General features: G+C 64.7%; 21 protein-coding genes. 9 read left to right on the top strand and 12 right to left on the bottom strand.

The window, feature by feature from the left end; genetic code table 11:
* Positions 1 to 54 precede the first annotated feature (54 nt).
* From hutI to NK8_RS16385, 3 genes are all read right to left on the bottom strand, one after another.
* On the bottom strand, positions 55 to 1,272 hold the full coding sequence (gene hutI / locus NK8_RS16395) for an imidazolonepropionase (protein ID WP_213230025.1): 1,218 nt from the start codon (positions 1,270 to 1,272) through the stop codon (positions 55 to 57).
* Positions 1,272 to 2,945, bottom strand: a complete 1,674-nt coding sequence (hutU, locus tag NK8_RS16390) for a urocanate hydratase (RefSeq protein ID WP_213230023.1) — start codon at positions 2,943 to 2,945, stop codon at positions 1,272 to 1,274. The genes hutI and hutU overlap by 1 nt, the downstream gene beginning before the upstream one ends.
* Positions 2,946 to 3,101: 156 nt before the next feature.
* On the bottom strand, positions 3,102 to 3,566 hold the full coding sequence (locus NK8_RS16385) for an Lrp/AsnC family transcriptional regulator (protein ID WP_061174530.1): 465 nt from the start codon (positions 3,564 to 3,566) through the stop codon (positions 3,102 to 3,104).
* A 130-nt stretch (positions 3,567 to 3,696) separates the two neighbouring features.
* Between NK8_RS16385 and NK8_RS16380 the strand changes: the two genes are divergently transcribed.
* Positions 3,697 to 4,323, top strand: a complete 627-nt coding sequence (locus tag NK8_RS16380; protein ID WP_213230021.1) for a LysE family translocator — start codon at positions 3,697 to 3,699, stop codon at positions 4,321 to 4,323.
* A gap of 16 nt (positions 4,324 to 4,339) precedes the next feature.
* Here the strand turns inward: NK8_RS16380 and NK8_RS16375 are convergent, their stop codons facing one another.
* Positions 4,340 to 5,563, bottom strand: coding sequence for an ROK family transcriptional regulator (locus NK8_RS16375; RefSeq protein WP_213230019.1), 1,224 nt, complete (start codon positions 5,561 to 5,563; stop codon positions 4,340 to 4,342).
* Between NK8_RS16375 and NK8_RS16370 the strand changes: the two genes are divergently transcribed.
* Together NK8_RS16370 and NK8_RS16365 are read left to right on the top strand one after the other, a co-directional pair.
* Complete coding sequence (locus NK8_RS16370; protein WP_213230488.1) at positions 5,502 to 5,732, top strand: hypothetical protein; 231 nt, start codon at positions 5,502 to 5,504, stop codon at positions 5,730 to 5,732. The genes NK8_RS16375 and NK8_RS16370 overlap by 62 nt on opposite strands.
* 40 nt (positions 5,733 to 5,772) lie before the next feature.
* Positions 5,773 to 5,982, top strand: a complete 210-nt coding sequence (locus NK8_RS16365; protein WP_162068212.1) for a hypothetical protein — start codon at positions 5,773 to 5,775, stop codon at positions 5,980 to 5,982.
* Positions 5,983 to 5,994: 12 nt separating this feature from the next.
* Here NK8_RS16365 and NK8_RS16360 read toward each other — a convergent pair whose 3' ends face one another.
* From NK8_RS16360 to NK8_RS16350, 3 genes are all read right to left on the bottom strand, one after another.
* Complete coding sequence (locus NK8_RS16360; protein WP_213230017.1) at positions 5,995 to 8,964, bottom strand: bifunctional diguanylate cyclase/phosphodiesterase; 2,970 nt, start codon at positions 8,962 to 8,964, stop codon at positions 5,995 to 5,997.
* Positions 8,965 to 9,118: 154 nt separating this feature from the next.
* Positions 9,119 to 9,742 (bottom strand): hypothetical protein, encoded by a 624-nt coding sequence (locus NK8_RS16355; RefSeq protein ID WP_225936314.1) that lies wholly within the window; start codon positions 9,740 to 9,742, stop codon positions 9,119 to 9,121.
* A 707-nt stretch (positions 9,743 to 10,449) separates the two neighbouring features.
* Positions 10,450 to 10,872, bottom strand: a complete 423-nt coding sequence (locus tag NK8_RS16350; protein ID WP_035501438.1) for a hypothetical protein — start codon at positions 10,870 to 10,872, stop codon at positions 10,450 to 10,452.
* A gap of 327 nt (positions 10,873 to 11,199) precedes the next feature.
* On the opposite strand from NK8_RS16350, the gene NK8_RS16345 reads away from it, so the two are divergent.
* The gene (locus tag NK8_RS16345; protein ID WP_225936313.1) at positions 11,200 to 12,420 is read left to right on the top strand and encodes an EAL domain-containing protein; all 1,221 of its coding nucleotides are present in this window, start codon (positions 11,200 to 11,202) and stop codon (positions 12,418 to 12,420) included.
* A gap of 3 nt (positions 12,421 to 12,423) precedes the next feature.
* On the opposite strand, the gene pip is transcribed toward NK8_RS16345, so the two are convergent.
* Positions 12,424 to 13,410 (bottom strand): prolyl aminopeptidase, encoded by a 987-nt coding sequence (gene pip, locus NK8_RS16340; protein ID WP_213230013.1) that lies wholly within the window; start codon positions 13,408 to 13,410, stop codon positions 12,424 to 12,426.
* 165 nt (positions 13,411 to 13,575) lie between these two features.
* Between pip and NK8_RS16335 the strand changes: the two genes are divergently transcribed.
* Entirely contained in the window at positions 13,576 to 14,289 is a 714-nt protein-coding gene (locus NK8_RS16335) for a 1-acyl-sn-glycerol-3-phosphate acyltransferase (protein ID WP_213230012.1), read from the top strand.
* 7 nt (positions 14,290 to 14,296) lie between these two features.
* On the opposite strand, the gene NK8_RS16330 is transcribed toward NK8_RS16335, so the two are convergent.
* Together NK8_RS16330 and pcaQ are read right to left on the bottom strand one after the other, a co-directional pair.
* Entirely contained in the window at positions 14,297 to 14,665 is a 369-nt protein-coding gene (locus tag NK8_RS16330; protein WP_061174538.1) for a PleD family two-component system response regulator, read from the bottom strand.
* Between the two features lie 203 nt (positions 14,666 to 14,868).
* Positions 14,869 to 15,807 (bottom strand): pca operon transcription factor PcaQ, encoded by a 939-nt coding sequence (gene pcaQ, locus NK8_RS16325; RefSeq protein WP_162067167.1) that lies wholly within the window; start codon positions 15,805 to 15,807, stop codon positions 14,869 to 14,871.
* A gap of 115 nt (positions 15,808 to 15,922) precedes the next feature.
* Between pcaQ and pcaH the strand changes: the two genes are divergently transcribed.
* From pcaH to NK8_RS16310, 3 genes are all read left to right on the top strand, one after another.
* Positions 15,923 to 16,624, top strand: coding sequence for a protocatechuate 3,4-dioxygenase subunit beta (gene pcaH, locus NK8_RS16320; protein ID WP_061174540.1), 702 nt, complete (start codon positions 15,923 to 15,925; stop codon positions 16,622 to 16,624).
* A 6-nt stretch (positions 16,625 to 16,630) separates the two neighbouring features.
* Positions 16,631 to 17,239 carry a protocatechuate 3,4-dioxygenase subunit alpha gene (gene pcaG / locus NK8_RS16315; protein ID WP_213230011.1) on the top strand — a complete coding sequence of 203 codons (609 nt, stop codon included), beginning with the start codon at positions 16,631 to 16,633 and terminating at the stop codon, positions 17,237 to 17,239.
* 88 nt (positions 17,240 to 17,327) lie between these two features.
* On the top strand, positions 17,328 to 17,633 hold the full coding sequence (locus NK8_RS16310) for a DUF2288 domain-containing protein (protein WP_213230010.1): 306 nt from the start codon (positions 17,328 to 17,330) through the stop codon (positions 17,631 to 17,633).
* A gap of 1 nt (position 17,634) precedes the next feature.
* Here the strand turns inward: NK8_RS16310 and NK8_RS16305 are convergent, their stop codons facing one another.
* Positions 17,635 to 18,723, bottom strand: a complete 1,089-nt coding sequence (locus NK8_RS16305; protein ID WP_213230390.1) for an AI-2E family transporter — start codon at positions 18,721 to 18,723, stop codon at positions 17,635 to 17,637.
* 146 nt (positions 18,724 to 18,869) lie between these two features.
* Between NK8_RS16305 and NK8_RS16300 the strand changes: the two genes are divergently transcribed.
* Positions 18,870 to 19,397, top strand: coding sequence for an OmpA family protein (locus NK8_RS16300; RefSeq protein WP_213230009.1), 528 nt, complete (start codon positions 18,870 to 18,872; stop codon positions 19,395 to 19,397).
* On the opposite strand, the gene NK8_RS16295 is transcribed toward NK8_RS16300, so the two are convergent.
* A complete protein-coding gene (locus tag NK8_RS16295; protein ID WP_213230008.1) occupies positions 19,387 to 21,390 on the bottom strand; it encodes an acetyl/propionyl/methylcrotonyl-CoA carboxylase subunit alpha in 2,004 nt (667 codons plus the stop codon). The two genes, NK8_RS16300 and NK8_RS16295, sit on opposite strands and share 11 nt — an antisense overlap.
* Between the last annotated feature and the right edge of the window lie 6 nt (positions 21,391 to 21,396).

Genomic DNA, 21,396 nt, shown 5'->3' with positions numbered 1-21,396 from the left:
GTCCCGTTCGGGTTCAGGCAGACGCCTCGTCCACCCTGGACGAGGCTTTTTTCATCAGGCGATGCGCGCGAAATCGATCTCCACGCCGCCGCGCACGACGCGATTCGGCAACGCCCCGCCAAGCCAGTACGAAAGCTCGGCAGGCCTGCCGATTCTCCACGCGATGAAATCCGCCGCCTTTCCTGCTTCGAGCGATCCGTGCGTGGATTGCAGACCCAGCGCCTTCGCCGCATGAATCGTGACGCCGGCGAGCGCTTCTTCCGGCGTCATCCGAAACAGCGTGCAGCCCATGTTGAGCATCATGCGCAGCGAAAGCGCCGGCGATGTGCCCGGGTTCAGATCGCTCGCGAGCGCGATCGGCACGTGATGCCGGCGCAGCGCGTCGATCGGCGGCAACTGCGTTTCCCGCAGCATGTAAAACGCGCCCGGCAGCAACACCGCGACGGTGCCGGCTTGCGCCATCGCAGCGGCATCGTCCTCGGTCATGTATTCGAGATGATCCGCCGACAATGCCCGATAGCGCGCCGCAAGCGTCGACCCATGCAAGGACGACAGTTGCTCGGCATGCAGTTTCACGGGCACGCCCAGATCGCGTGCGCATCGGAACACGCGTTCGACCTGTTGCGTCGAGAACGCGATGTGCTCGCAAAATGCGTCGACGGCATCGACGAGACCATCCGCGACGAGCGCCGGCAGCATCTCGTCGCAGACGTAGGCGATATAGTCATCCGCGCGATTCGCGTACTCGGGCGGCAACGCGTGCGCGGCGAGGCAGGTCGCGCGCACGGTGAGCGGCAGCGCTTCGCCGAGACGGCGCGCCACCGCGAGCATCTTGCGTTCGTTGGCGAGATCGAGCCCGTAGCCGGACTTCACTTCGAGCGCGGTCACGCCCTCGCGCAGCAGACCGAGCGCGCGCGCCTTCGCGGTGTCGAACAAGGCGTCCTCGCTGGCTTCGCGCGTCGCGCGCACCGTGCTCGCGATGCCGCCGCCGCGCGCCGCGATCTCCGCATAGCTCACGCCCTGCAGCCGCTCTTCGAACTCGCCGCTGCGATCGCCGCCGAACACGAGATGCGTATGGCAATCGATCAGGCCCGGCGTCACCCACGCGCCGTCGAGGTCGACACGCTCGCAATCGCCGGTCTCCGGCGCCGCCGCGCGCGGCCCGATCCATTCGATGCGCGCGCCGTCGATCAGGATCACGGCGTCTTCGATGACCGAATACTTGCCGCCGGACATCGTTGCGGCATGGCAGTGCTGCCAGCGTTTTTTCATCACTTGGTGATCATCGGCAGGTCGAGGCCCTGCTCGCGCGCGCACTGAACGGCGATGTCGTAGCCCGCGTCCGCGTGGCGCATGACGCCCGTCGCCGGATCGTTGTGCAGCACGCGCGCGATACGCGCATCGGCTTCCACGCTGCCATCGCACACGATGACGACGCCCGAATGCTGCGAGAAGCCCATGCCGACGCCGCCGCCGTGGTGAATCGACACCCACGTCGCACCGCTCGCCGTGTTCAGCAGCGCATTGAGCAGCGGCCAGTCGGACACGGCATCGGAGCCGTCGCGCATCGCTTCGGTCTCGCGGTTCGGGCTCGCGACCGAGCCGGAATCGAGATGATCGCGGCCGATCACGACAGGCGCCGACAGCTCGCCGTTGCGCACCATCTCGTTGAACGCGAGGCCGAGCTTCGCGCGCTGGCCGAGCCCGACCCAGCAGATGCGCGCCGGCAGCCCCTGGAAGCTGATGCGCTCGCGCGCCATGTCGAGCCAGCGATGCAGATGCGCATCGTCGGCGATGAGTTCCTTCACTTTCGCGTCGGTCTTGTAGATGTCCTCCGGATTGCCCGACAGCGCGGCCCAGCGGAACGGCCCGACGCCGCGGCAAAAGAGCGGCCGGATGTAGGCCGGCACGAAGCCCGGAAAGTCGAACGCATTTTCGACGCCCTCTTCCTTGGCCATCTGACGGATATTGTTGCCGTAGTCGAAGGTCGGCACGCCCTGTTCGCGGAACGCGAGCATCGCGCGCACGTGCTCGGCCATCGATTGCTTCGCGGCTTTGACGGTCCCGGCAGCATCGCTCTGCGCGCGGTCGCGGTACTGCGCCCAGGTCCAGCCTTTCGGCAGATAGCCGTTGAGCGGATCGTGCGCGCTGGTCTGATCGGTGACCATGTCCGGGCGCACGCCGCGTCGCACGAGTTCGGGCAGCACGTCCGCGGCGTTGGCGCACAGCGCGACGGAAACCGCGCGTCCCTCCGACGTATGGCGCTGAATGCGCGCGAGGGCGTCGTCGAGATCGGTCGCCTGTTCGTCGACGTAACGCGTCTTCAGACGGAAATCGATGCGGCTCTGCTGGCATTCGATGTTCAGCGAGCACGCGCCCGCGAGCGTCGCCGCGAGCGGCTGCGCACCGCCCATGCCGCCGAGCCCGGCGGTCAGCACCCAGCGCCCTTTCAGATCGCCGCCGTAATGCTGGCGTCCGGCTTCGACGAAAGTCTCGTACGTGCCCTGCACGATGCCCTGGCTGCCGATATAGATCCAGCTGCCGGCGGTCATTTGCCCGTACATCGCGAGACCTTTCGCGTCGAGTTCGTTGAAATGCTCCCAGTTCGCCCAGTGCGGCACGAGATTCGAATTCGCGATCAGCACGCGCGGCGCGTTTTCGTGCGTCTTGAAGACGCCGACCGGCTTGCCCGACTGCACGAGCAGCGTCTCGTCGGCTTCGAGGCGCTTGAGCGTTTCAACGATCTTGTCGTAGCACGCCCAGTCGCGCGCTGCCCGCCCGATGCCGCCATACACGACGAGTTCGTTGGGATTCTCGGCCACGTCCGGGTCGAGATTGTTCATCAGCATGCGCAGCGGCGCTTCTGTCAGCCAGCTTTTGGCGTTGAGTTGCGTGCCGCGCGGTGCGCGGATCTCGGTGTCGCGAAAACGGGAAGATGAAGTCACGGATTGCTCCTGCGCATCAAGAAATGAGAGTCGACGAGCACGGATAGCAACCCGCGCCGAATTAGACTCATGTTCTTGTATATACAACTTCGATTGTATTAGGGGAATCCCGAGGCTCATCGCGCCGTATCAACGCGATCCTTGTATAGACAATCGTCACGGTACCGGCAAGCCGCCGTCGCGCTTCAGTTCGCGCAGCGACAGCATCGATTCGACGGCGGTCACGCCGGGCAAGGTGCGCAGGACGTCGCGCATGAAGACGCCGTATTCGTCGAGATCGCGCGCGACGATTTGCAGCAGATAGTCCGCCGTCCCCGAAATGTTGTGACACGAGACGATCCGGGCGATGCCTTGAATCTCGCGCTCGAAGCGGTCCGACAACGCGCGGTCGTGGACGCTGAAGCGCACCTGCGCAAACGCGACGACGCCCAGTTCCAGCGCCTTGCGCGACAGCACCGCGCGATAGCCGTCGATATAACCATCGCTTTCCAGACGCTTGAGTCTGCGCGCGCACGGCGTCTCGCTCAAGCCCACGCGCTCGGCGAGCTTCGCGATCGGCATGCGGCCGTCCTGCTGAAGCGCGACGAGCATCGCGCGGTCGATACGGTCAAGTTCACTCATGGTGCCTTCCTCTTTTAGCACCAAAAATTGTAGTGGAAAGCCGCGCCATACTCCGAATTATCGATGTAAAAGGCCAGAAAACACCCCGCGCGTAATGGCACGATGAAGCCTTCAAAAGAGGAGTTTCATCATGGTTTCGGCACACTTGCTCTGGGTTTTCGTCGGTGCGCTGGCGGTCGTCTACGCGCTGCCCGGACCGGACATGGCGCTCATGCTTCAGACCAGCGGCACGCGGGGTTTCCGGCACGGTCTCGCCGTAGCCGCGGGTCTCGCCACGGCTCGCGCGACGCATGTGACGCTCTCGGCGCTCGGCGTCGCCGCGCTCCTGCGCAGCGCGCCGTGGCTCTACGATGGCGTGCGTATCGCGGGCGGACTGTATTTGTCGTATGTCGCGATTCAGATTTTCCGCTCGCCCGCGTTCGGGCTCGACGCCGCGCCCGCTCAAGATGCCGCGCTGACGCTGCGTTCGGCGTATGCGAAAGGCATTCTGAGCAGCATCCTCAATCCGAAGGCGTTGCTTTTCTGCTCCGTGCTGCTGCCGCAGTTCGTGCGGCCGGAATCCGGCCCGGTCTGGTCGCAGGTGCTGGAACTGGGCGTGGTGCTGATCGCGGTCGGCGTCGCGTTCGACCTGACGCTCGCGGCGGGCGCGGTGAGAATTTCCGGCTGGCTGCGTCGTCATCCGAAAGCGCAGACCGTACAACGCTGGACCTTCTCCGCCGCGTTGCTCGCGTTCGCCGCGCGGCTGTCGCTGGACTGAGCGCGCGACGCCGCGTTCAGGTTTCCAGCGGCTTCAGAAAGAGTTCATGTTTCGGCGCGAAGTGCGCGTAGAGCGGCAGGATCGCGCCGCCCATCGCGCGTGCGTCGGGACCGATCTGCCCTTCGACGAGCCGTGGCCGCGTCATGCCCTGCCAGTCGAATGCGGCGAGCGCGTCATCGGTGCGACGGATCACGTCGTGCAGCAAGGCGCGGTCGATTTCTCCATCGATCACCACGGCTTCCAGATCGAGCAGCGCAGCCGACGATGCGATGCCCGTGGCGATCGCGGGACACGTCTCGCGCATCCACGCTTCCGCCAGCCCGCGCAACTCGGGCGACAACGCGCGCTCGTCATGCGCGGCGGCGGCCGGCGCGCCCGCAGCCGCGAACGCCTTCTCCAGCACGTAGACCGACGCCGTGTTGAGCAATTGCCCCGGGCGCTGCCGCTTGCCGCCGGAGATCAGCGGCAACGAACCGATCGCGCCCGCGTTGCCGCCCGGCCCGGCGTGCAGCCGGCCGTCGATCACGAGTCCGCCGCCGATGAACGTGCCGATGAACACATACAGGAAATTGCGCAGCCCGCGCCCCTGGCCCATCACGAGTTCGGCGGCGCACGCGGCCGTCGTGTCCTTGGCGAACTCGACGGGCAGCGGCGTCATCGACTGAATGCGCGCGCGGATGTCGATGTCGTCCCACGCCGCGAGCACGTCGGGCGGCGTGTCGAAGAAATCGCGCCAGCCGCCGAGCCACAGCGGCGCCGCAACGCCGATCCCCGCGATCTTGCGCGCGTCATCGCCGAGCGCGCCGATCACGCGCGCGAGGCGCTCTTCCAGCGCGGGAAAGAGCGTATGCGGATCGGGATACGGATATTCCAGCGTTTCGCGCGCACGCACGCTGCCGGCGAAATCCATCGACAGCACGTCGAGACTGCGTCGCCCCACTTTCACGCCGATGGAAAACGCGCCGTCCGCGCGCAGCGAGATCGGCACCGATGGCTGGCCGATGCGGCCGCGCACGCGCGAGCGTGGCTCCTTCGCGAGCAGGCCGTCTTCGATCAGATGGTCGATGATCAGCGAGACCGTCTGCATCGACAGACGCGTCAGGCGCGCGACGTCCGCCTTGGGCAACGCGCCGTGAAGCCGGATCGCCTGCAGGACGATGCGCTCGTTGAACTGGCGCATGCCCAACTGGTTCGAGCCGACGGAATGCATCGAGGCTTTGCGCGCGGGCCGCTCAGACATCGGCCGCAGCCTCGCGGCGCAGGCGCGCGCGGCGGATATCGTTCATGTATTGGTCCCCGTTCGATTAAATCCAGCGTTTTTATTTAGTAAAGACTTCCGCGCCGATTTTATCAAGCGGCTTTCATTCGCCGTCCGTGCGCCGCCGGTCAATTTTTTTCGCGATTTTTAGTCGGTTATGTTCGACGGAGATCAACTCTTCTGTTCCGACAATGAGCACGCTCGAAGCCCTCCACGCGATCGTCAACGACGAAAGCGCGCCGCAGATCATCCGCGATCACATCGTCGATTCGCTGCAGTTCGCACTGCGCAATCAACCCGGCTATTTCACGCTCAAGGAGATTCAATGGCTCGCGCAATGGGAGGACACGCGCATTCCCATCGCGGCGACAAAGGTATTGAACGAGATGAAGATGGTCTGAAGAGCGCCGTGCTCAGTGCGTCCCTGAGGCGCGCGCGTGCCAGTCATAGTCGAACACGGTCGCTTGCGCCGGTTCGGACAGGCACTCGACGAAACTGATCACTTCCGGATCTTTCAGGAAACTCGCGGCCGAACTCGCCGCGAGAATCGCCGAACTCTCCTGCGGCCGCGCGACGAGAAAACCCTGCACGTAGTCGACGCCGATTTCCTGCAACGCGCGCAAGGTATCGACATCCTCGACCCATTCCGCCACGCTGCGCATGCCGAGATTGCGGGCGAGCGCGACGATCGCCTCGACGATCGCGATATCCGCCGGATGCGCGCACATCGAGCGCACGAATTCGCCGTCGATCTTGAGGGCATCGGCGGACAGCGCCTTCAGATACTTGAACGACGTGTAGCCCGCGCCGAAGTCGTCGAGCGCGATCTTGCCGCCCATGTCGTGCACGCGCGCGATGAAACGCTGCGTGTTCTCGAGATCGTGCAGCGCGACGCTTTCGGTGATCTCCAGACACAGGAATTGCACGATGGACTGATAACGCGCGAACAGCGCGAAGATGTCCTCCATGAACTGCTCGTCGTTGAGCGATCCGCCGGAGAGATTCACGCAGATGAACTGCGTGTTGGCGAGCTGATGCTGATGCTTCTCGATCCATTCGAGCAGCGTCGAGATGACCCAGCGGTCGATCGCCGCGATGTTGCCCGATTCCTCCGCGGCGACGATCACCTTGCCCGCGGGCAGCGTCGCGCCATCCGGCGCGCGCATGCGCAGCAGCACTTCGAAGTTGAGCGATTCGGTCGGCGCGGACAGCGACATGATCGGCTGCATCACGAGAAAGAGTCCCGGCGGCAGGCGATTGCGCCCGAGCGTCTCGACGAGCTTCAGTTCTTCCGCACGCTCCTCGAACGCGGCCGCGCCCTTGCGATAGGTGACGAGATGCGTATGCGCGACTTTCTTCGCCTCGCGACACGCGCGGTCCGCGTGCGACAGCGCGTCCTGCACACGCACGCCTTGCGAGCATTCGACCAGACCGATCGACGCCTTCACCTGGAACGCGCGATTGCCGACCTGATACGGCGCGTCGGAGAGAATGGAGATGAGTTCGCGGCATTGCGCGATGGCGTCTTCGATCGACGTATCGTTCATCACGCAGACGAACTCGTCGCCGCCGATGCGCCCGACCGGATAGTTGCGCGCGAAGTGCGCCCGCGTGCGCGCCGCGACCTGACGCAGCACTTCGTCGCCGCTGCGGTGGCCGAAGAGATCGTTGACGAGCTTGAAGCGGTCGAGATCGACGTACGCCAGCGCCCACGGCAGCGTTTCCTCGCTCTGCGCGGAAATCGCCTTCTCGATGCCGCGCCGATTCAGCGAGCCGGTGAGCGGATCGTGCTCCGCGAGAAAGCGCAGGCGCTCGACGGCCTTCGACCGTTCGGTCGTATCCTGCAGCGAACCTTCGATCCAGCCGTTCGAGCGGATCGCTTTCAACAGATAGCGGCGCTCGCTCGTGCCGCGCTCCGGCGAGCCGCCCATTTCCAGTTCGCCGTCGCTGCCCTTCGACGCCAGCGCCTGCAGCGCGCCCCACGCGCCCGCCTCGAAGTAGTCATTCCAGTGCCGCAGCTTGTAGTCGGCCTTTTGCAGATCGAGCATCGCGCGCAGTGCGGGATTGGCGCGCACGAAGTGGCCGTCGGCGTCGAGCGTGAAGAGGCCGATCGGCGTGACTTCGTAAGTGTTGCGCAATTCCATCTGCGCCTGGCGGCGGAAATCGCGTTCGGCGCGCATCTGCTCGGCGATCGCGAAGGCCGCCATCATGCTCGACGACAGCGCGGCCATCACGGTATTGACGCCGCCGACCAGCACCTTCAGGCCGAAGGCCGCGCCGAGCACTTCGGAGAAGGTCGCGAACAGCACGACCGCGAGCGACGCCACGTACCACAGCACGGTACGCGAGCGCGCCATCCACACGAGCCGCGCGAGGAAGAACAGCAGCACGCAGATACCGAATCCCGCGATGATCCAGAGCGTCGGGATGAAGAGCGCGTACGGCAGCGCGAGCGCCGCCGCGAGCAGCACGATGCCCACATACTGAATGACGCGCAGCAGCCAGCGATAGCCAACCACGCGCAACTCGCGCCGGAACAATTGCTGAAACAGCGCGGCGGTCAACAAGTAATAGGCGGCGAACGTGACCTGCCGCAACGGCTGCATGAAATCCGGCGGCAGTAAGCGGCCGAGCCATTGCATGTCCCAGCCCATCGCGTTCGCGCACAGCCGCAGATTGCCGACGAGCCACACCGCGAAAATCACGTAGGTCCACTCGTGATTAATGAGCGCCGTGACGAAAACGAACACTGCGAGCGTCAGCAGACCGCCGGCGATGAGGCCCGAGCTTTCCTGAAAGTCGAGCGCCGAGTTGCGCAGGCCCTGCCATTCCCACGCATAGGCGTTGATCTGCGCGGGACCTGAGAAAGTGCCGCGGCAAAGTACGGTTGTGGACTGCTTGATACGCCCGACCTGAATCGAGAAACCCGCCTTCACCGTGCGCATTTCGCCGCTCACGCCTTCGCGATCCGCGCGACCGAGCGGCGCGAGCGTGTCCGCATTCCAGCAGGCAAGCGTTTGCGCATGACGCGACGGCAATTCGACGACCGTCGACGAGTCGGGACTCATGCTCGGCGTCGTCAGAGTGAACCAGATGGGTTTTTCGGAGAGACGGGTGCTGTAGCGCGAAACAGGCGCGGCGCCTTTCAGCGCTTCGAGCGCATCGGCGGGCGTCATTATTTCGCCTTTATCGGCGACGACGCGCAATGAAAGAGGAATCGCGCCGCGCGTTTCATATTGGCGCGGCAAAAAATAAAGCGTCGCGATCGTACCGAGCAAAATCAGGAACGGCACGGCGTATACGGCGACCGCATACAGCGCGTCGTCGATCCACGAGCCCGTGCGTCTGAATCTCGATAAGGAAGCTGGAATAACCGACGCCATACCTGGAAAAACCCCCGTTTGCGCCCAGCGCGACATACGCCGGCGCAGACAGCGGCGGAGCCTGAAGATCGCCGCGCGCCGCCGCCTTTGGCCAACCGGACCGCTCGGCGATCCGGTTTATCGCTATTACCTTCCTGGATACGTTCGTGCTTTTTTACCTTCCGTAGGCCATCAAAGGAGCCTCCGGGCATCGTACCGGTTCCCAGTCAAAAGATAAATCTACAGAATGCAAATCGATATCGGGATGGTGCGTGTTGACCATGTAATTGAAGAGCGGGTGACGTGCTTCTTCCCAGCGCTGGCGCGCCGCCGCGACATCCTTCGCCAGCACGCGATGCGGCAGGCCGCCAACATGCGACATCGGCAGGAACTCGTTCACGCCGAACACATCCTTGAAGAGCATCGCCTCATACTCCCGATCCAGCGGCGTACGCGCGGTGATCACCATATAGTCGATCCCGTGCAGTTCGCAGAACATCCAGAGCGCCTTGCACAGCGCCACTTTCACCACCCGTCCGACCATGCCGCCCGCAACCCCGAGGCGCGTCGCTTCCGCGAGGCGGCTCGTGCCCAGTTGATCGGGCAGACGCACTGACTGCTCCACCGCGAGCGGGCCATACGCATTGGTCTGGATACGCATGGTGCCGAGCGGCGCGCCGTCGAGCTTCGATTCCGCCAGCAACACGGCCGTGCCGCGATCGCGATCGGAAGTTTCGATTTTCATCGTTTCGGCGAATTCGGGCAGATGGCGCCCATAGGCCGAACGTCTGATGCTCACGGCTTTCTGCAGCCCCGCGTCGTCGCGGACGATACGGATAGTAAACGGCATCCGCTCCGATTTCTGAAGTGCGGGTACGACCGTGAGCGTTGGGCGAACCGCCGATTCGGTTTGGTTAGCGGCGGTGCTGTTGGCAAGGTTCAGACGTTCCATTTTGTAAACCCCATTTTTTCTTGGCGATTGGAAAAGTGCCGCGCGTTAAGAACGTTTATTTGGTTGGTTCCTTTACGCGGGCGAAATGAGCCTCTCACGAAGTCAAAACACGGGGTGCGCGCTTGCCACTGTTTCCGAGCAACTTTCAGGCTAAAAAAATGGAAGAAAGCTTCTAATCGACGAACCAATCGCCGGTTAACCGCCGCAAACCATATATGCATATGCCGTACACGAATATGCGAGCCTGAGCAGGGAGAGAAGAAACGAGGGCGAGCAACCACCAGTTGACGGGAGAGGCAATTAGGAGAATAGCGTTCGCAGAACTGTCGCGGAGCATCGCGTAAACGCTGGAAAACACGAGAAAAAAGGGGCGCGGTAACGTTTGCTTACACTTTTGCTTCGCACAATCTGCGAAACGGGCAACACGCGGGGTTTGGGATTTTTGGCGAGCCGGAGAGACCAACAAAAAGCGGGCGTTCCTCCGAAAGGAACGCCCGCCCTATCACGACATAATCGTGTCGACTGTATGAATTCCGCTAAAGCGGATTAGAAAATCAGTCGTCTTCGTCGAGCCACGGGATGTCGACGTCGGTAATGAACGCGACCATCGCCAAGGGCCGACCTTCCTGCCGCCCGATATTGCCGTCGGCGCGCTGCCATTCGCAGCGGAAAATCGTCGCCGGTGTATCGGCGAGCAAGGTGATCGTGCGGATTTCGTCCGGATCGTTGTCTTCGACCGGGCCGTCCAGCGAGACGAGCAATTGCTGCGGCCAGACGCCGTCGGCGGGATCGTAGATCTTGTCGCCATCGTGAATGACGACGTGCGCCTCGACGCCGATGGTCGCCGATGCCTCGACGATCATCTTGCCGAGCGCGCGCAGCACCGCCGTGGCGCGGCCCGAGTTGGCCTGGCGGATCGCAAGGTCGCCGCGCGTCAGGGCCTGCTCGAGTTTGGGATTGGTTTTCTGTTGCGCCATTGATCTCTCTCAAGTTGTTCGTTGCGACTTCGACGAGCGAGGCCCGGCTTAAGTTGCAGGCGGATCGTAGCATCGCACCAACAAAGATAGGTCGCGCGGGCGCTGGCGGCAAACCGCGGTCGGCTTCGGCGACGCTGCTGCATGCACGCACCCGGCGCTCAAGTTTGTGTACGACCGGCCGATATTGCGCTCATCCCTACCGAAACGCGTGATTGCCGTGCCGTTCATCGACCTGTGTACTCCTTCGTGCGTTCGTCCGCCGGCGCTCGCGTTCCGTACGCCGTCTCCGGGTGCCGCACGGCCGGCGCCGGCCACTGTCGCCTGAACGTGCTGACCGGACGCACGGAGATCGTCGACGGCATCACGCTGCGCACGCATCTGCAACCGATCTACAGCCTGCCGCATCAGCGCGAAGTGGGCTACGAGGCGCTGTTGCGCGGCGACGCGGGCAGCGGCGCGCTCGTCGGCCCGTTCGATCTGTTCGGGCGGGCGATCGTCGCGGGCACGCTGACCGAGCTCGACCGCATGAGCCATCTCACGCATCTGCGCAATGCCGCAGCCGCGCTGCCCGAGGCGCACTGGCTCTTCCTCAACATCAATCCCGCCACCTTCACCGATCCCGGCTATGCCGCGCGGCTCGCCTCGGCGACGCGCGAAGCGGGCCTCGCGCCCGAGCGGCTCGTGATCGAAGTGCTCGAATCCGGCGGCACGGACGTCGACGAAATTTCGCGCGCGACGCACGCATTTCGCGCGCAGGGCTTTCTCGTCGCGGTGGACGATTTCGGCGCGGGGCACTCCAATATCGACCGGCTGCTCACGCTGAAGCCCGACATCGTCAAGCTCGACCGCAGTCTCGTGCGCGCCAGCGGCGCGCACATGCGCGACGCGCTGATGCCGAAGCTCGTCGACCTGCTGCACGAGTCGGGCATGTTCGTGGTCGCGGAAGGCATCGAAACCAGCGAAGACCTGATGCTGGCCGCGCGCTCGAATGTCGACTTCGTGCAGGGCTATCTGTTCGGCATGCCGTCGGCGCGGCTCGCGGAGCGCGGCGTCGCCACCCCGCTGTTCGAAAGCGTGTTCGACGCGCTCGCGCGGATGCGCCGCACCGAGCGGCTCGCGGGCGACCTGCTTCTGCTGCCTTATCGCGCGGGGCTCACGCACGCGGCGCGGCGCTTTGCCTCGGGCGCGACGACCGGGTCCGCCTGCGCCGAATTGCTCGCGCTGCAGTGCACGCTCAGTTGCTTTTTTCTCGACGAGGGCGGCCGCGAGTTCATGCCCGGCCTCGCGGGCGCCGCGGCGAAAGCGCCGAGCGCGCGTTTCGCGCCGATCGCCGATCCCTCGACCGGGCGCTGGGACAACCGCCCGTATTTCGTCGATGCACACGCCAAACCGCAGCAGGTGATCACGAGCGCGCCGTATCTTTCGGTGACGGGCACGTCGCTGTGCGTGACGCTCACGATCGCGACGCAGCGCGCCGGCAAGCCCGTCGTGATCGGCGCGGATCTCGACTGGCGCAGGCTGATCGAAGCGGCGCCCGCGATCTTCTGAGCGTCAGGCGGCGGCGCTCGCCTGCGCGATGGCCTCGCCAAGCGCCGCCGCGCCCGAGCGCAACGCCGCGAGATTGCCCGGCTCGAAAGTCCAGTGCCCCGCCGCATCCGCGACGGTCAGTTGCGCGCCAGGCCAGCGCGCCGCGAGTTCCAGAGCCTGATCGGCGGGACACACCATGTCGAAGCGTCCGTGCACGATCCGGCAAGGCAGATGCGCGATGCGCGCGACGAGCGGCAAAAGCGGCGGCGGCGGCAACTCGTTCGCCATGTAGTGACGTTCGAGCAGCGCCATCGAGATGGCGGCCGCGTTGGCTTCCGCGCTCGGGCGCTTCTCCTCTTCGGCAGGTTCCTTCGGCGGCTTGTTGACGACGGATAGCGTCGTCTCGTATTGGGTCCAGGCCCGCGCGAGCCGCGTCCCCGCTTCGTCGAAGCGCGCGAGCGGCGCCTCGGTCAGGTGCAGAATCTCCTGCGCGTTCGCCGGGCGCTTGCCGCAGGCCGCTTCGATCGCATCGAGAAACGCGCGATGCGCCTCGGGAAACACGCGGCGCACGTCCCACAGGAACCAGTCGATGTCCTCACGCCGCGCGAGAAAGACGCCGCGCAGCAAAAAGCCCGTGCAACGCTCCGGATGCGCGACGCCGTACGCGAGACCGAGCGTCGTGCCCCACGAACCGCCGAATATCGCCCATCGCCCGATGTCCAGCGCCACGCGCAGCTTCTCCATGTCGCCGACGAGCGCGGCGATGCCGTTGTGCTCGAGCTTGCCGAACGGTGTCGACTTGCCGCAGCCGCGCTGATCGAAGAACACGACGCGCCACTTGCCTTCTTCCAGCACCTCGGCCCACTTCACGTTCATCGCGCCGCCGGGGCCGCCGTGCACGACGAGCATGACGGGCGCGTCGCGCGGCCCCTGCGCGCGCCAGTAGATCGAATGACCGTCGCCCACGTCGAGCATGCCTTCGTCGAATTGCACCGGCGGCTGGTTGTCCATGCGCTTGATCCTTGCTGAATGTGTTTCGTCGGGGTCCATTGTTGCATCGCTTCGACGCCGCCGCACGAGGCGCGCCGCGCCGCGCCATTCCAGCGCGTTTTGCCCGATACGCTATGCTTGCGGATTCCCGCCTGTGGTCACCCTTCTGTCATCCAGCGAATCACGATGCGTCGCACCCTCGTCAAGTGGCTCTTTGCAACCTATCTGCTCGGCAGCGGCACCGTCTGGTCGATCCTGATCCTGCCGCTCTTTCCGTTCGTCGGCCGCGACCGGCGCTACGCGCTCGCGAAGCTCTGGTGCCGCGCGATGGTCACGATGATGCGCGTGATCACCGGCGTGACGTGCTCGATCGAAGGACTGGAGCATCTGCCCAACGGGCCGTGCATCATCCTGTCGCGGCACGAATCGACGTGGGAGACGCTCGCGTTCATGGCGCTCTTTCCGCGCCGCATCAGCTTCGTGTTCAAGCACGAGCTCATGAATATTCCGTTTTTCGGCTGGGTGCTGCGCGGCCTCGACATGGTGAGCCTCGATCGCGGCTCGATCCGTCAGGCGCACACCGCCGTGACCCGCGAGTCCGCGATCCGGCTCAAGAAAGGCGACTCGGTGGTGATCTTTCCGGAAGGCACGCGCGTCGCGCACGATGCGCCGCTCAAGCTCGCGTCGGGCGGCGTGCGCCTCGCGTGCGCGACCAAGGTACCGGTGGTGCCGGTCGTGCACGATGCAGGCAAGGTCTGGCCCGCGAAGGGCTGGCCGGATCGCGGCGGGCATATCCGCGTGATCGTCACGCCGTGTCTGCCGCTCGAATGCGAAATTCCTCAGGAACTGAACCGGCTCGCCCAGGCGCAGATGGATGAGGCGCTGGCGGAATTGCGCTAAGCGCCGATCAATACAGCGGCCGCTTCTTCGCGGCGCACAACCGGTTCACCGCCGAAATCAACGTCTCCATGTCGACGGGCTTGCGCAGATAGCCGTCATAGCTGACAAACGCCGGCGGATTCGGGTGCCCCGAAATCATCAGGAAAGGAATGTGCGCGAGCGCCGTGTCGTTCTTCATCGTCTGGCACAGCAGCGCGCCGCCCAGCCCGGGCATCATCCAGTCGGACACGACGATGTCCACCCGCTGTTCGCCGAGTATCGATAACGCTCCGTTGCCGTCGAACGCGCATAAGACGTTGCAATCCTCGCCCTGCATGCAGAGGGTCCAGGCTTCGATGGTGGCGGGGTCGTCGTCGACGAGCAATACGGTCTTCATCTTGCGAACATGGTCGGTGAGTGCGGTGCGTGCTGCGGAAAGTCTGCGCCGAGGGCGACGAACAACGTCGTATGTGACTGCCGCAGCGCGCGTTTGTTGCAACACTTTCGGGCAACGCCGCATTTCGTCATAGTATTTCTTTCGCGCGAAATCTGCGCGGTAAATGCTGCTTCAGCAACTTGCGCGCCGCTCGCGCGCACCGGTCATTTGCTCCCGGCGCGGGAACGCCCGGCTTCGCGCAAGGCATCGACGAGCGTTTCCTCCACCGGCGTGCGCGCCGCGTCGTTGCGGCGGATCAGGCCGATGGGCTCATCGGTGCCGGCGAACGGCATCGGCAGCGCGGCGAGCAGCCCGAGCGCGATGTCCTGCTCGACCGCGCCGGCGGGCACGAACCACACGGCGTCGTTGTTCATCGCGAGCGAGCGCCCGAGCGACACCGACAAGGTTTCGACGAGCGCCGTCAGGGCGTGCGCGCCGAACGCCGTCAGCACGCTTTCAGCCGATTGACGGATCAGCGTGCCGAACGGCGGCACGACAATCACGAAGCGGGCGAGCAGCGCCGGCGTGAGCGGCGTCTCCAGCGTCAGCGGATGCTCGCGGCGCACGACCACGGCGAGCGGCTCGCGATAGATCTGCTCGAACGACAGCCCGTGCATCGCATCCGGTTCCGACAGCCGCCCGACCACGAGATCGACATCGCCGGCCTTGAGCTTCTCCAGCAGCAGCGCGTTCGAATCCGTCCACACCGACAGCGACACCGCCGGCCATTGCTGCCGGAACGATGTCAGCGCGGGCGAAAGCAGCACCGGCGCGACCGTCGGCAAAATGCCGATCGCCACGGAACCCGGCATGTCGCCGCGCTCGCGCAGCAGCATGTCCACGCCTTCGCGCAAGGACGCGACGCACGCGCTCGCATGCGGCGCAAAAAGCCGCCCCTCGCGCGTAGGCACCGCGCCGCGCCGCCCGCGCTCGAACAAACGCACGCCTAGAATGGATTCGAGTTCGCCGATTGTTTTCGACACCGCAGGCTGCGTGATCGACAGGCTATCGGCTGCGCGCTGCACGCTGCCGAGCTGGGTGACGGCGAGAAAACACTGCAGATGCCGGAACTTGACGCGGGTGTTGGTGAAGTCGTTATCCATGACGTTCCGTTATGCAAGATGGCACAAAACATCATTTTCCATAACTTGCGGCGTTATATAAAGTAGCCGTCAGAAACATCCTATTCAACTTCCAGAATTACAGGAGACAGTCGACATGACCTCCCCCATCCTCACGCCGCGCGACTGGGAATCCCATCCCGCGTATCTGTCGCCGGGCTACAAGTCGTCGATCCTGCGCAGCCCGGGCTTGCCGCTCATTCCGCTGAAGGAAAATCTGCGCAACCGCCGCGTGCCGGTCTACGGTGCTGACGATCTGGGCGTGCTCGACGCCGACCTCACCCGCAATGCCGCGAAGAACGGCGAGCCGCTCGGCGAGCGCATCATCGTGACGGGCCGGGTGCTCGACGAAGGCGGCCGCCCGGTGCGCAACACGCTGGTGGAAGTGTGGCAGGCGAACGCCGCGGGCCGCTACGTCCACAAGGCGGATCAGCACGACGCGCCGCTCGACCCGAACTTCCTCGGCGCGGGCCGCTGCCTGACCGACGACGAAGGCCGCTATCGCTTCATGACGATCAAGCCGGGCGCGTACCCGTGGGGCAATCACCCGAACGCATGGCGTCCGCAGCACATCCACTTCTCGCTCTTCGGCGAATATTTCGGCTCGCGCCTCGTCACGCAGATGTACTTCCCGGGCGATCCCCTGCTCGACCTCGATCCGATCTATCAGGGCATTCCCGAACACGCGCGCAAGCGCCTGGTTTCGGCCTTCTCGATCGACACGACGCAGGAAAACTACGCGCTCGGCTACGAATTCGACATCGTGCTGCGCGGCCCGGATCAAACGCCGACGGAGTAATAGAACATGACCACGCTGAAACAGACCCCTTCGCAAACCGTCGGACCGTACTTCGCTTACGGCCTGGTTCCCGAGCAATACAACTTCGATCTGAAGAGCCTGTTCACCGCATCGGCGGCGGATCGTGAAGTGCCGGGCGAGCATATCGCCGTCGTCGGCAACGTGTTCGACGCCGAAGGCAAGCCCGTCAACGACGCGCTGATCGAAGTCGCCCAGGCCGATGCGAACGGCCGCTACGTGCAAAGCGTGCAGGAAGCGCGCGAATCGGGCTTTCGCGGCTTCGCCCGCGTGGGCACCGGCACGGACCCGAAACTTCGCTTCATCGTCGATACGGTGAAGCCGGGCGCAACCGCCGACGACTCCGCGCCGCACCTCGACGTCATCGTGCTGATGCGCGGCATGCTGCTGCACAGCTACACGCGCATCTACTTCGAGGACGAAACCGAAGCCAACGCGAAGGACTCCGTGCTGCAAAGCGTGCCGGCCGAGCGCCGTCATACGCTGATCGCGAAGCGTGAGGCGGGCGCATCGGCCACGCCGGGTTCGTCGGGCACGATCTATCGCTTCGACATCCATCTGCGCGGACCGAACGAGACGGTGTTCTTCGACCTGTAAAGCTTCTCGCAGCAGTTGTTTGAAACGAAAGGCGTCCGGCACTGCGCTATAGTGTCGGACGCCTTTTGTCATTTATTGCGCTTTTCTCATGTCCGACGCTTCCACGCCAAGCCCCCTCTACGTCAAGCTCCTCGGTGAAACGGCCCAGATCGGCTGGTCCGAACTGGAGCGCTTTTTCGCGCAAGGCAAGCTCATCTGGGTGAAGCGCGACCTCGATCTCGTGAGCGTCGCGGAAGCCGTCGCCAACGATGACACGCAACAGGTCGCGCAGTGGCTCGCGGCGGGACTCGTCGAGCGCATGCAGGCCGAAACCGCCGCCGATCTCGCCGCGCGCGATCCGGAATTGTGGGCGGTCGTCACCTCGCCGTGGGTATGCGTGCAGGAACGCGGCTGAACTACCGCCGCTCGACGACATAATCGGTCCACAGCACGACGAGAATCGTCATCAGCGCCGGGCCGATGAACAGCCCGATCAGCCCGAAGGTCTCCGCGCCGCCGAGAATCCCGAACAGCACGAGCAGGAACGGCAGCCGCGCCGAGCCGCCGATCAGCACCGGCCGCACGAAGTGCTCGGCGACGAACACCACGATCATCCCGAACACGGTGACGCACACGGCCGCGATCATCGAGCCCTGTGCGAGCAGCCACAGCGCCGAACCGAGAAACACGATCGGCGCGCAGAACGGCAGCATCGCCGCGACGGCAGTCAGCATGCCAAGCAGGGTGGCGTGCGGCACGCCCGTCACCGCATAGGCGATGCCGAGCAGCGCGCCCTCGCCCAGCCCGACCACGACGAGCCCTACCACCGTGCTGCGCACCGATTCCGCCATGCGCCGCACGATCGCCGCGCCGTCCGCGCCGAACGCGCGCCGCGAGCCCGCGAGCAGTTGTTCGCCGAGCCGCGAACCCGCCAGGAACACGAAGAAGAGCGTCATCAGCATGAAGCCGAAGATGACGACGCCATGCACCACGCGCCCGCCGAAGTGACGCGTCATCGCGACGACCGTCGAGCTGTGCAGGTTCTTCACCGCGGGCGACGCTTCGAGCGGCGTCGCGAGATTCTCCTGCCACCAGCGCGCGACCTGTTGCGAGCCCATCGGCAGATGCTCGATGAACGCGGGCATCGGAATCCCAGTGCGCAGGCTTTCGTGGAACCAGTGGAGCATGTCGTGCGCTTCGGTCACCGTCTGCGCCGCGACGATGAAGAACGGCACCACGAAGAGCAGGCCGATCGCCGCCGTCAGCACGACCGCGAGCACATTGTGATGCCGTCTGAATAGCGGCCGCCGTTCGAGCCAGCCGAACGCGGGCCATAGCGCGATCGCGATCACGCTCGCCCATACGACAGCCGGGATGAACGTGCGCGCCGTGTAGAGCGCGACCAGCACGAGCACAGCATAGAGCGCCGCGGATGCCGTGCGCTGCATCCTGCGCGTACGCTCGGCGGGGTCCGGTGACGTATGGTCGGGCGGTTGAATCGGCATGAGTACCTTGTGATCGAAGAGTTCGTCTGCATTGTAATCACGCACGAACCATTCCACTCGATCCGCCCAGTCAGGCAACGTTCTTTACAACGATACGTTTCGCGCTCCCTATAATCGAGCATCGGTACCAACGCAGGGATTTGGCAATGAAAGCCACAGGCTTACGGGCGACGAGCGTGGCGTGTCTGTCGCTCGCGCTGCTCGCGGGGTGTTCGACCGGACTCAACCGCGCGAAGGAAGATCAACTGAACGCGCACTACGGCATCACGATGCTGCCGGTCAAGGGTGGCGTGGAGATGCGGCTGCCCGAGTCGCCGCTTTTCGATACCGATGCGTCGACCATCCGCGCAGGCCACTCGCCGCTGCTCGATCGCGCGGCGCAGGTGTTGAAGCGCAGCATGCGGCCCATCCTGATCGAAGGCCACACCGACAACGAAGGCTCGCTCGCCTATAACCGCGCATTGTCGTCGGCGCGTGCCGAGGCGGTCGCGCAGGCGCTGATCGCGCGCGGCGTGCCCGCCGAGCGCATCACGACCAAAGGCATGGCCTACCTGCGGCCGATCGCCGGCAACGATACGCGCGCGGGGCGCGCATCGAACCGGCGCGTGGAGATTCTGGTGCGCGCCGAGAGCGAAGAAACGCTGCTCGGCGCGCCCGCGAAGATCAAGCGTTAGCCGCCTGTTCAACTTCCAGCACGAGCAACTGCGAGCCGTCGGCGACCTGATCGCCGACTTCGAACAGAATCTCGCCGATCTTGCCCGAAGAAGGCGCCACGATCGTGTGCTCCATCTTCATCGCTTCCATCACCATCAGCGGCGCGCCCTTCTCCACCGACGCGCCCGTCTCCACGAGCACCGCGATCACCTTGCCGGGCATCGGCGCGGTGAGACGGCCTTCGTGCTCGGCATCGCCCGCGTGGGCCATCAGGTTCTGCCACTCGAACTGGAACGCCGCGCCTTCGTGGAAGACGTGGAAGACGTCGCCATCGGTGAAGACATGGCCTTTGATCAGCGCATCGTCAAGCTGGACCGTGAATGACGTCGCACCGCTGTGCGACCAGTCGAAGCGCGCGCTCTTGTCGTTCAGCGTGAGACGCTTTTCGCCGTTCTTCGTGAAAACGACTTTCAGCGTTTCGTCTGTATCGAGCGCACGCCAGTTCAAATCCTGGCTATAGCCGCCCGCCATGCGCCAGTGCGACAAAGCATCCCACGGCGAATGGCCATGCGCTTCGCCGCCCTCGCGCGTGAGCAACGCCGCGCACGCAAGCGCAAGCCCCTTGTTGCGCGACACGTGGGTCGGCGCGAACAGCGCGTCGTGATGACGCTCGATCAGGCCGGTGTCGAGATCGCCCGCGCTGAACGGCTCGCTCTTCACGATCCGTTGCAGGAACTCGACGTTGGTGGACAGTCCGACGATCTCGCATTCCGCCAGCGCCCGCGCCATGCGCGCCAGCGCATCGCGGCGATCGTTGCCGTGCACGATCAGCTTCGCGATCATCGGATCGTAGAACGGCGTGATCGCGTCGCCCTGACGCACGCCGCTGTCGACGCGCACATCGCCGTCGATCGAAAACTCCACCGCGTGCGGCATGCGTACGTGCTTGAGCGTGCCCGTCGACGGCAGGAAGCCGCGCGACGGGTTCTCCGCATAGATGCGCGCTTCGATCGCGTGGCCGTTGACCTTCAGCTCGTCCTGCTTCAGCGGCAACGGTTCGCCCGCCGCCACGCGCAATTGCCATTCGACGAGATCGAGTCCCGTGACCATCTCCGTCACCGGATGCTCGACCTGCAGGCGCGTGTTCATCTCCATGAAGTAGAACTGGCCGTCCTGCGTCATGATGAATTCGACCGTGCCCGCGCCGACGTAATTCACCGCGCGCGCGGCGGCCACCGCCGCTTCACCCATCGCGCGGCGGGTTTCATCGTGAAGGCCGGGCGCGGGCGCTTCTTCCAGCACCTTCTGATGGCGACGCTGCACCGAGCAGTCGCGATCGAACAGATAGACCGCGTTGCCGTGTTTGTCGGCGAATACCTGCACTTCGACGTGACGCGGGCGCAGCAGATACTTCTCGATGAGCACGCGATCGTTGCCGAAACTCGACGCCGCCTCGCGCTTGCACGACGCGAGCGCCGCCGTGAAATCCTCGCTCTTCTCGACGACGCGCATGCCCTTGCCGCCGCCGCCCGCGCTCGCTTTCAACAGTACCGGATAGCCGATGCGGTCCGCCTCGCGATGCAGCAGCGCAGGGTCCTGATCGTCGCCGTGATAACCCGGCACGAGCGGCACGGACGCGGACTGCATCAACGCCTTGGCGGCCGCCTTGGAGCCCATCGCGCTGATCGCCTCGACCGGAGGGCCGATGAAAACCAGCCCTGCCTTCTCGCACGCATTCGCAAACGCTTCGTTCTCCGACAGAAATCCGTAGCCTGGATGAATCGCCTGCGCGCCGGTCTTCTTCGCGGCGTCGACGATGCGCTCGATGCGCAGATAACTCTCCGATGCAGCCGAGCCGCCGACATGCACCGCCTCGTCGCAGACATCGACGTGCTTGGCTTTCGCATCGGCATCGGAATACACGGCGACGCTGCCGACATTCAGGCGCTTCGCCGTCGCCGCGACGCGGCACGCGATCTCGCCGCGATTCGCTATAAGTATTTTGTTGAACATGGCATT

This window comes from Caballeronia sp. NK8 (genome assembly GCF_018408855.1).
Lineage (GTDB): Bacteria > Pseudomonadota > Gammaproteobacteria > Burkholderiales > Burkholderiaceae > Caballeronia.
Note: the sequence above shows the minus strand (reverse complement) of the source record. Positions and strands in the feature narration are given on the sequence as shown.

Excerpts from the sequence above, each read along its gene's own strand:
- hutI (WP_213230025.1), bottom strand. The coding sequence starts at position 1,272 with ATGAAAAAACGCTGGCAGCACTGCCATGCCGCAACGATGTCCGGCGGC.
- NK8_RS16385 (WP_061174530.1), bottom strand. The coding sequence starts at position 3,566 with ATGAGTGAACTTGACCGTATCGACCGCGCGATGCTCGTCGCGCTTCAG.
- NK8_RS16380 (WP_213230021.1), top strand. The coding sequence starts at position 3,697 with ATGGTTTCGGCACACTTGCTCTGGGTTTTCGTCGGTGCGCTGGCGGTC.
- NK8_RS16370 (WP_213230488.1), top strand. The coding sequence starts at position 5,502 with ATGCCCAACTGGTTCGAGCCGACGGAATGCATCGAGGCTTTGCGCGCG.
- NK8_RS16375 (WP_213230019.1), bottom strand. The coding sequence starts at position 5,563 with ATGTCTGAGCGGCCCGCGCGCAAAGCCTCGATGCATTCCGTCGGCTCG.
- NK8_RS16365 (WP_162068212.1), top strand. The coding sequence starts at position 5,773 with ATGAGCACGCTCGAAGCCCTCCACGCGATCGTCAACGACGAAAGCGCG.
- NK8_RS16360 (WP_213230017.1), bottom strand. The coding sequence starts at position 8,964 with ATGGCGTCGGTTATTCCAGCTTCCTTATCGAGATTCAGACGCACGGGC.
- NK8_RS16350 (WP_035501438.1), bottom strand. The coding sequence starts at position 10,872 with ATGGCGCAACAGAAAACCAATCCCAAACTCGAGCAGGCCCTGACGCGC.
- pip (WP_213230013.1), bottom strand. The coding sequence starts at position 13,410 with ATGGACAACCAGCCGCCGGTGCAATTCGACGAAGGCATGCTCGACGTG.
- NK8_RS16335 (WP_213230012.1), top strand. The coding sequence starts at position 13,576 with ATGCGTCGCACCCTCGTCAAGTGGCTCTTTGCAACCTATCTGCTCGGC.
- NK8_RS16330 (WP_061174538.1), bottom strand. The coding sequence starts at position 14,665 with ATGAAGACCGTATTGCTCGTCGACGACGACCCCGCCACCATCGAAGCC.
- pcaQ (WP_162067167.1), bottom strand. The coding sequence starts at position 15,807 with ATGGATAACGACTTCACCAACACCCGCGTCAAGTTCCGGCATCTGCAG.
- pcaH (WP_061174540.1), top strand. The coding sequence starts at position 15,923 with ATGACCTCCCCCATCCTCACGCCGCGCGACTGGGAATCCCATCCCGCG.
- pcaG (WP_213230011.1), top strand. The coding sequence starts at position 16,631 with ATGACCACGCTGAAACAGACCCCTTCGCAAACCGTCGGACCGTACTTC.
- NK8_RS16310 (WP_213230010.1), top strand. The coding sequence starts at position 17,328 with ATGTCCGACGCTTCCACGCCAAGCCCCCTCTACGTCAAGCTCCTCGGT.
- NK8_RS16305 (WP_213230390.1), bottom strand. The coding sequence starts at position 18,723 with ATGCCGATTCAACCGCCCGACCATACGTCACCGGACCCCGCCGAGCGT.
- NK8_RS16300 (WP_213230009.1), top strand. The coding sequence starts at position 18,870 with ATGAAAGCCACAGGCTTACGGGCGACGAGCGTGGCGTGTCTGTCGCTC.
- NK8_RS16295 (WP_213230008.1), bottom strand. The coding sequence starts at position 21,390 with ATGTTCAACAAAATACTTATAGCGAATCGCGGCGAGATCGCGTGCCGC.